The organism is Psychrobacter sp. UBA5136 (assembly GCF_002414005.1).
Classification (GTDB): domain Bacteria; phylum Pseudomonadota; class Gammaproteobacteria; order Pseudomonadales; family Moraxellaceae; genus Psychrobacter.
Genome location: NZ_DHYG01000033.1, coordinates 39,090 through 47,308 on the forward strand (window position 1 = coordinate 39,090; position 8,219 = coordinate 47,308).

The following is an 8,219-nucleotide window of genomic DNA, read 5'->3' on the forward strand; positions in this document are numbered from 1 at the left end:
TGCAAAAACGATGTCAATCGCTGTTAGCGAGCCTTATTTTTTAAGGTCATCGCCTATATTGGTTCTTATGAATTTATTAATCTAACTGACGAAAAAGCCATGGCTTAGCACAATAAATAGGTAGCTAAACGAAGATATTATTTTAGATTATTGTCAATAATGACCTAATGCAATGTGTTTTCATCTGAGATTTGTCATATTAAGTAATAGACATTCTTGTACATTAAGAGGCAGGCTGAATATCAATTTTAAACTCCCATGAAGTTGGAGTCGTGGCTGTTGCATTAGGATAATTGATTTTATTCAAGCGCACGCGAGCATAGCTATTACCCTCAGCGGATCTGATGAGCGCGCCTTGAGCAGTAGCAACAGGTTTGGCATTTAGCTGATGGGTCATACCATTATAGGTATACCAGCCAAAGTCTAGAGTTGGAAAATTGCCCGTATAAGCAGGATTGAGATCCGAGCCTTTACTGTCAACCACCCAGCTTCTGGCGCTTAGTGGTTTGTCATAGTTTGCAGTGCTGGTGAGGTTGGATAAGGTAACCGCACTACCATCGGTGATAAACTGACTCGTCACAGGCTCGCCTTGTGCGTCATAATATCCGGCTGGCGTGGCAGCAAGGTAACCACCGACTTTGTCTTTATTGGCGCCAATAGCAGAATCGCCACCATTTAAAATCACATCATTGCGCTTAAAGCCAATCTGCCAAGCGCTGTTTCTGTCACTGCTACTTTGGCCTGTTTTTAGATCGAAATACACCCAGTTATCATTGTTTGCAGCATTAATGGTTTTTGTCTGTACCTTGCTTGGTAGCGCGGTATCAATCCAGCGAATCGTCGGATAACCAGAGGCACCAGCCTCGTTATAATAGTTGATAATCTGCATCGTATAAATAGGCTGCTGGACGCTACTGTCTGTCATAGCGCTGCTATTATCCGTGGTGATAAGATAGACGCGGTTATTAGGGTAAAGCTGATGCTTGCCTTTTAAATTGTACTCAAACCAAGGCTTGACATCGAAAATCCCGCCACTGCGATCTTCGTTATAATGCATGGTAATGTCGCGACCTGTATCAGGATCTTGAGTGGCGTTTTTATAACGACTTAAATCTGACCAATCAATCAAACCAAATACCCCGCCTTTACCTGTGCCAGAATCGCCGCTATTTGACCACAGTTTAGGTGCCCGCGCTGCATTTTCAAACTTAATATCCCATTTGCCTTCCTCACACGAACTTTCTGCTCTGGCATCAAAGTCATAACACGTCGCTGAGCCCAGCGCCAAGTTGGTGACCTGCCAAGTGGCCGTTTCGCTAAAGCTAGCTGTGCTTACAGGCGGCTTGTTGCCACTATTGCCGCCATTTCCAGTATTGTCATTACTCGAGCCATCACTGCCGCCACCGCAGCCGGTCATGCTGAGTGTTAAAATGCTGGTGGTTATTAGCATCAGCAGTGTTTTCGGTTTGGTCTTAAATAAGGGAATGATTTGAGTCATGACATGCTCCTTAATAATGGTGGTTTTATATAAAATGTAAAAAACAGCGGCGGAAAAATAGTGGTACGGATACGGTAAATTTAGAATTGTTGTTAATAAAGAACTACCAGTGATAGCTGGCGCCCAGTAACCATTCGCGATTGTCAATTGGGCGATAGTCACTGGCATCGCTGACATCTCGCTGCACATCGAAGATATTATTAATCGCCGCGTACACGCTTAAGTTTGCGGTGGCGTCATAATTAAGCTTGCTATCAAGCGTCCACCAAGCAGGTGAATACGCTTGCTCACTGGTACTAATGAGCTGCTTAGATTCATAATTGAGGCGCGGAATCAGCTGTAATTTGTCACTAATCCGGTAATCAAGTGCCAGCATCGCTTTATGATTGGGCTTATAAGTCAGCTCAGTATCGGTCACATTATTGTGGGTCTTTAAATAAGCATAGCTGGCTTGCAGTTTGGCGCGCTCGTCCACTTGCCAGTCAATAGCAATATCGCCGCCATAGGTTTTGGCGCTATCGACGTTCATATATTGATAAATGGCAATGTTGCCATCAAAGGTCGCGTTGTCCTCGTCGGTTTGGATTAGGTCGTCAACCTCGTTATAAAAACCATTGACCGTCAAATTGATACTATCGCTTAGCTGACCTTGATAGCCGATTTGATAACTGGTTGAGGTTTCGGGTTGTAAGTTCGGATTGCCCATGACTTTGTAGCCCAAATTGCTGTGGTCAAAGACGTAGTAGCGCTCTTTTAGATTGGGCACGCGATAACCGCCGCCGATACTACCGCGAAAGATATGGTCACGGCCGCTCGCATCTAAATGGTTGTATTTGAGTGATACCTTTGGTGCAATATGGTCGCCGAAGTCCTCATCGTTTTGATAGCGAATACCGCTTAGCACCTCCCAATTACCCCCAATCAGCCAATCGTCTTGTAGGTAAAGCTCGCCGACATCGCGGCTGACCTCATCGCTGATAAGCTCGCTGACTTGATTTTTTGTTTGGCTGAGCTTGTCTTGCTGAACCTGACCGCCGACTTGGATAAAGTGAATATGTTTATCGGATAAAGCCAACTCCGGGAAATCGAGCTGTGCTTGTGCCAGCGTGGTACTAATGTCTGTATCACGGGCACTGGTGAGGGTTTGCTGCGTTTTGGTATTGGATTTGCTTTGATACGCTTCATGGAGCGCTTGCGCCGACAATCGATAAGTCTTGCTAGCATCATCTTTATGCGGCGTGATATCAGCACGCGCCCCAACACTAAAGCGCTGCTTAGTAATCTGCTCATCTCGTTGCTGGGCCAAATAGCGCGGCGCCACATAATAATTAAAACGGCTAATATCATCCTCTATATAGTGGCTGGCCTCCAACCAATACTGAGAATTTTTGATTAATCGGCTATCGTCGCTGTCATTGTTATCGTCTGATATGCCTTTACCGTCAGGGCGGAAGCTCAGGCGGGCGCTGACTTGTGATTGCTCGCTGGCATCTTTTAGTCTGGGCCATGCTTTATGGTCTAAGCTTAAGCCATCATTATCAAGATACGAGCCTGATAGGCGAGCATGAAAACGCTGGTCTTTATCCAATGCGCCCTCAATACTGGCTTCTACATAACGCTTATTGGCATCTAACTTTTTACCAGACGGATTTTGCTGACCGTTACTGGCAACCTCGGTGATGACATGCCCCGTCGCCGCGCCAATAGGTTTGGTGATGATATTAATAACGCCGCCCATTGCCGCGCTACCAAACTGCGCTGACGCCGCTCCCTGTACCACTTCTATTTGTTCGATATCCATATTCATGTATTGATTTAAATTTACCGTCGAGCCAGTGCTGGCGGTAATCGGTAAGCCATCAACCAATACCAATACCTGATCACCGCTAAAGCCTTGCATGCTGACCTCGTAGCCTGTCTTGCCATGGACTTCGCGTAAGTAAACATTGGGCAGGAGGGCTAGCGCTTCTTTTAACGTATGAGCTTGGTTGTCATCGAGCTGTTGGCGGCTAAGCACTTGCATTGCAACTGGCGCATCGCTTAAGGCGCGCTCAGAGCGGGTGGCAGTTACGACGATGGGGTCTAAACGTATGCTTGGCATGGCGTCGTCAGTGGTGGCAACATTATTTTCTGCGAGAAGTGGAGCGGCCTGCGCTGGAACTGGCGCTAATGCAAACAATGCTAACGCGATGCTAATAGCTAAAGGGCTACGGCGCAGCTGTGATGGAGCAGTGGGCAATCTTGGATAAGTTAAAGGAAGTTGAGGCGCTAAAATCGACATAAATAAAACAACCATCGTAAATAAAGAAGGAAAATAGAGTTGCTGAATACTTTTTTCTATCAAAATGCTTTACAGGCAAAAATGCTTATAAAGAGACTTTCTTGGGTGTAATTCTTCAAGGATTTGTTACGCAATTCATTATCGGCAGTAACAAAGCCAAGACATCATATTTCAAACGATAATAATTATCAACATGTAAATGATAATTGTTTTTATTTACAAACCGAAAAAATGTTGCCATAATATTTTCCGTTCAATATCGCTGCTATTTTTTATGCATTTGTTTCTTTAACTGATAAAGCTAAGCTGATTGGTTTTTTATTACCAACTATTTTATGGAGAGAATTATGCGTCAACCATTATCGTTAACCAAAAAAAATACTGAGCTGTGGCAACAGTACCAAACGCTCAAAGCAAGAACGTCGATGCTGTTTCCGACAGAAGGGGCAGCGGCGCTAGGAGTGAGTGAGTTTGAGCTAATGCTCGCATCACCTTACAGTCAGTACATTGGTGAGCAGTGCAAAGCGGTGTTAAAGCAATTTGAAAACTTTGGCGAGGTTGAAAGCATCGTCAGAAATGAGCTGGCCGTACATGAAAAAACCGCGCCATATCACAATCTTAAGCTTGGTGAAAAGATGGGTTTGGCGCTCAATGTCGGTGGTTTAGATCTGCGATTTTTTATGTGGCAATGGCAGCACATGCTGGCAGTAACCGATACCAGCCGTGTCGACAAGCCTTCTTATAGTATTCAGTTTTATAACGCAGAGGGCGGCGCGATTGATAAAGTATATCTACGAGAATTAAGTGATGAGAATATTAGCCGTTGGCAAGCGATGATTGGGGCGCAGTTGCAAACGGTTGGTGCAGCTGAGGTGACATTAAAAGCGCAAGAGCCGCTTAATGAGTGGCGCTATAAGGCGCTGAGCGAGGCGGAGCGTACGCAGCTACAAAAAGGCTGGCAAGAGATGACGGATGTGCACCAGTTTCATTCATTACTAAAAAATCTTGATATCGATCGTGCTAGCAGCTACCAGCAGGCACCTGAAAAAATGACGCATCGACTGAATATGAGCGCTATCGAAGCGGTGTATGAAAAGGCCCGCGATGCCAAATGTCCAATTATGACGTTTGTTGGCAATAGTGGTTTGGTACAAATTCAAACGGGCACCGTACAGACGCTCAAGCGTGTGGGCGATTGGTTTAATGTGTTAGATAAAGACCATAATGACTTCACTTTGCACTTAAAGGACAAGGCATTGGCGCAAGTATGGTGCGTTAAGCGTCCAACCAAAGATGGCATCGTGACTTGTATTGAAGGTTTTGATAATAAAGGATCTAGTGTATTTAGCGTATTTGGTCAGCGCATTGAAGGCACGCCTGAGCTTGTAGAGTGGCAGCAAATCGTCGCTCAGATTGTCGAAAAACACTCACACACAGAAGCGTTAGTGCCCGTGATAATGGTTGAAGCAGAGGGCGCGTAAACCAGTCATAAAAAATCAGTCATTAAATTTTGCGATGCTGCCAGTTATATAACTGATACTCATACAACTGCCACTCACATAACGGATAAAGCATCGCGGTTGTGTGAGCGCTTTTGGATAATTCATAAACGCCAATTGTCCTATCAATCGGGTCGTTTTTACGTTAGCAAATTAGGAATGCGTATGTCTTTTCAATTAGCACAATATACAAAAAAAATAATAGCAAAAAGTTCTTTAACAACAAGCTCATCTTTTAGCAGAGCAGCATTTAACATGGCCATCATGATTGGAACAGTTGCCGTGCCATCGCTTTCCGCTCAAGCTTATGAGCGCATTGTCGCGATGAGCCCAGATGTTGCAGATATCGTGGTGGCACTAGGCGCGAGCGATAAATTGGTTGGTAAAGATGCGACCAATAACAACCCAGCGTTAAAAAACGTGCCAGCCGTGGGCATGCACCGCAATATCACCGCCGAGTCGGTTTTGGCCGTCAAACCAGATTTGGCGCTTGGGAGTTATATGGTACAGCCGGCGAGTATTTATCAGCGGCTAAATGGTTTAAAGATTAAAGCCGTTAATGTGGCGCCTAAAGAGGAAGTAGCCACCTTTACCAGTAGTATCAAAACCATTGGCAGCTACGTGGGTAAAAAATCCCAAGGGGCGCAGCTTGCGAAGCGTTGGAATGCCGGAATGAGTCCATTAGCAAAAACTGGCAAGCGGTATTTGCTGAGTTACGATGGCCGTATCGTGGCAGGAAAAGGGACGGTAGGGGATGAGCTGATTCGCCGAGCTGGCGGCATAAATGCTGCAAACGTCACAGGGCTAAAACCCATGTCACGTGAAGGTTGGCTTGCGGCCAAACCTGACGTCATTATCATCGCCGATCATAATCAGGCGGTCGTCGGCGGCGTTAGTAAATTTAGTAAGCGCCCAGAGATTGCGGCTAGTGCTGCTGGTAAAAATGGTGGCGTATACTTTTGGCCAGCTGATGACTTCTTACGGTATGGCTTAAACTCACCGCAAATTTTAAAAAGACTGCATTCATTAGCAAAATAGCCTAAGCAAATAAGCAGCCCAACAAATAATAACTTATACCAATAAAACGATATTTCAAATGGCTCACACGATTTCTGCTTCTATCCCTACTCAAAGTGTTAAATATAAGACCAGACTGTATTACATGCTCGCCGCTGTCGTATCTGGGCTGCTCATTTGGTTGGGTCTTGGTATTGGCTTTGGCGACTGGTCAAGTCCTAACCATCTGGATGACACCATCTGGCAGCTACGTTATCCGCGGGTGGTGACGGCATTATTAGTGGGGATGGCGTTGTCAGTTAGTGGCGCCGCACTCCAGGCTTTATTTGAAAACCCTTTGGCTGATCCAAGTTTAATCGGTACCTCAGGCGGCGCCGCGCTTGGAGTTGTATTGGTGCTGGCGCTAGGCTTTGGTGGCGTTAGCATACCGCTTGCTGCCTTTATTGGTAGCGTCTTGGTGTGTTTGTTTATTCTTGCTTGCCATCGCTTTTTGGGTGGCGGGCAGATGGGCTTACTGATATTAGGGTTTGTTATCAGCGCTTTTTGTGCCGCTGTGGTCAGCCTGATTTTGTTTATGTCTGATGATATGGTGCTGCGCTCGGCGACCAATTGGCTGTCAGGCAGTATGACGGAAGCAGGTTTTGTGCCGCTGCGTTACTCAATTGGCAGTATGGTATTAGGGTTGGCTATTTTACTACCGTTAGGTCGCCAATTGGATGGTCTTATGCTGGGTGAAGCCGCTGCTAAATCCTTGGGTATCAAGGTGGGCGTGGTTCGTTGTCTGGTCGTGATTGCCTCGGCATTACTGACAGGGGCAGCAGTGTCTTTAGCAGGCGTCATTGGCTTTATTGGCATGATGGTGCCAAACCTACTGGCTATTTTGTTTGGTGGCGGCCGTATGCGGCTGATGATTTGGTCTGGCTGGCTTGGGGCGATCTTACTACTTGTCATCGATGGTACGGCGCGGCATATTGCTTATCCTGTGGATGTGCCAGTTGGCATCGTTTTGGCGCTACTTGGCGGTCCATTCTTTATTTGGTTGTTTGTGCGTAGTAGCCGCCGTTAAGCCCATTTCAATAGAGTAATAGTTATGTTTGATACGTTTTTTACCTCTACATCTAGCCCAAATATTAACGTTCATACTGATGTTTATAGTAAGGACGCTGAATTGCTATGCATGCAAGACATACATATCTCGCATGGTAACAAGGTATTGTTAAAGGTAGATCATTTAACAGTAACCAGTCAAAAACTGGTTGCTTTTATTGGGCCAAATGGGGCGGGAAAAAGTACATTGCTGCATACGGTGTTGGGTCAGCATACGGGTACTGGTCTTAAAGCTGGCGGGCATATCACTATCCAAGGTCAAGCGGTCAATGAGGTTATGAATAAAGGCCATATTGCTTGGGTTGGACAACATGAGCGCTTTGAGTTGCCGTTAAAGGTGCTCGACTATGCACTATTAGGCGTTTCGCCAAACCTAGCATGGTATCAGCGACCACATAACAATCATGTTGAGCGCGCGCAAAATTTATTACAGGAATTTGAATTATCAAGTTTGGCTAATGCCCGCGTGCAAACCTTATCAGGCGGTGAAAAACAGCGCTTGGCTATTGTACGGGCACTGATGCAAGATACTAAAATTATGATGTTCGATGAGCCGACCAATCATTTAGATATCCGTCATCAGCGTTTTTTGCTTCAATATTTGCATCATTTGGTACGTCAGCAACAAAAAAGTATCCTTGTTGTCTTGCATGATTTGACCCAAGCGCATCGCTATACCGATGAGGTGGTGCTATTAAACGGTGGACAAATCATTGCTCAAGGAACACCTGATAGTGTGATGACTAGTGAGCAGTTAAGCGATATTTATGATGTTGATATCAAATCGCATCAAACTGTATAGTCAAAATATCCTAAA

General features: G+C 45.4%; 6 protein-coding genes. 4 read left to right on the forward strand and 2 right to left on the reverse strand.

What is annotated here, in order from left to right:
* Nucleotides 1-223: 223 nt before the first annotated feature.
* Both B4240_RS04650 and B4240_RS04655 read right to left on the reverse strand, forming a co-directional pair.
* The gene (locus B4240_RS04650; RefSeq protein ID WP_296237072.1) at nt 224-1,498 is read right to left on the reverse strand and encodes an HmuY family protein; all 1,275 of its coding nucleotides are present in this window, start codon (nt 1,496-1,498) and stop codon (nt 224-226) included.
* 103 nt (nt 1,499-1,601) lie between these two features.
* Nucleotides 1,602-3,779, reverse strand: coding sequence for a TonB-dependent receptor plug domain-containing protein (locus B4240_RS04655; protein ID WP_296237073.1), 2,178 nt, complete (start codon nt 3,777-3,779; stop codon nt 1,602-1,604).
* A 347-nt stretch (nt 3,780-4,126) separates the two neighbouring features.
* On the opposite strand from B4240_RS04655, the gene B4240_RS04660 reads away from it, so the two are divergent.
* From B4240_RS04660 to B4240_RS04675, 4 genes are all read left to right on the forward strand, one after another.
* Nucleotides 4,127-5,260 carry a ChuX/HutX family heme-like substrate-binding protein gene (locus B4240_RS04660; RefSeq protein ID WP_296237074.1) on the forward strand — a complete coding sequence of 378 codons (1,134 nt, stop codon included), beginning with the start codon at nt 4,127-4,129 and terminating at the stop codon, nt 5,258-5,260.
* A 273-nt stretch (nt 5,261-5,533) separates the two neighbouring features.
* A complete protein-coding gene (locus B4240_RS04665; RefSeq protein ID WP_296237075.1) occupies nt 5,534-6,316 on the forward strand; it encodes a heme/hemin ABC transporter substrate-binding protein in 783 nt (260 codons plus the stop codon).
* 58 nt (nt 6,317-6,374) lie between these two features.
* The gene (locus tag B4240_RS04670) at nt 6,375-7,361 is read left to right on the forward strand and encodes a FecCD family ABC transporter permease (protein WP_296237076.1); all 987 of its coding nucleotides are present in this window, start codon (nt 6,375-6,377) and stop codon (nt 7,359-7,361) included.
* Between the two features lie 24 nt (nt 7,362-7,385).
* The gene (locus B4240_RS04675) at nt 7,386-8,204 is read left to right on the forward strand and encodes an ABC transporter ATP-binding protein (RefSeq protein ID WP_296237077.1); all 819 of its coding nucleotides are present in this window, start codon (nt 7,386-7,388) and stop codon (nt 8,202-8,204) included.
* Nucleotides 8,205-8,219 lie beyond the last annotated feature (15 nt).

Bases quoted from the DNA above. Each gene is read 5' to 3' on its own strand.
- B4240_RS04650 (WP_296237072.1), bottom strand. From the start codon at position 1,498: ATGACTCAAATCATTCCCTTATTTAAGACCAAACCGAAAACACTGCTG.
- B4240_RS04655 (WP_296237073.1), bottom strand. From the start codon at position 3,779: ATGTCGATTTTAGCGCCTCAACTTCCTTTAACTTATCCAAGATTGCCC.
- B4240_RS04660 (WP_296237074.1), top strand. From the start codon at position 4,127: ATGCGTCAACCATTATCGTTAACCAAAAAAAATACTGAGCTGTGGCAA.
- B4240_RS04665 (WP_296237075.1), top strand. From the start codon at position 5,534: ATGGCCATCATGATTGGAACAGTTGCCGTGCCATCGCTTTCCGCTCAA.
- B4240_RS04670 (WP_296237076.1), top strand. From the start codon at position 6,375: ATGGCTCACACGATTTCTGCTTCTATCCCTACTCAAAGTGTTAAATAT.
- B4240_RS04675 (WP_296237077.1), top strand. From the start codon at position 7,386: ATGTTTGATACGTTTTTTACCTCTACATCTAGCCCAAATATTAACGTT.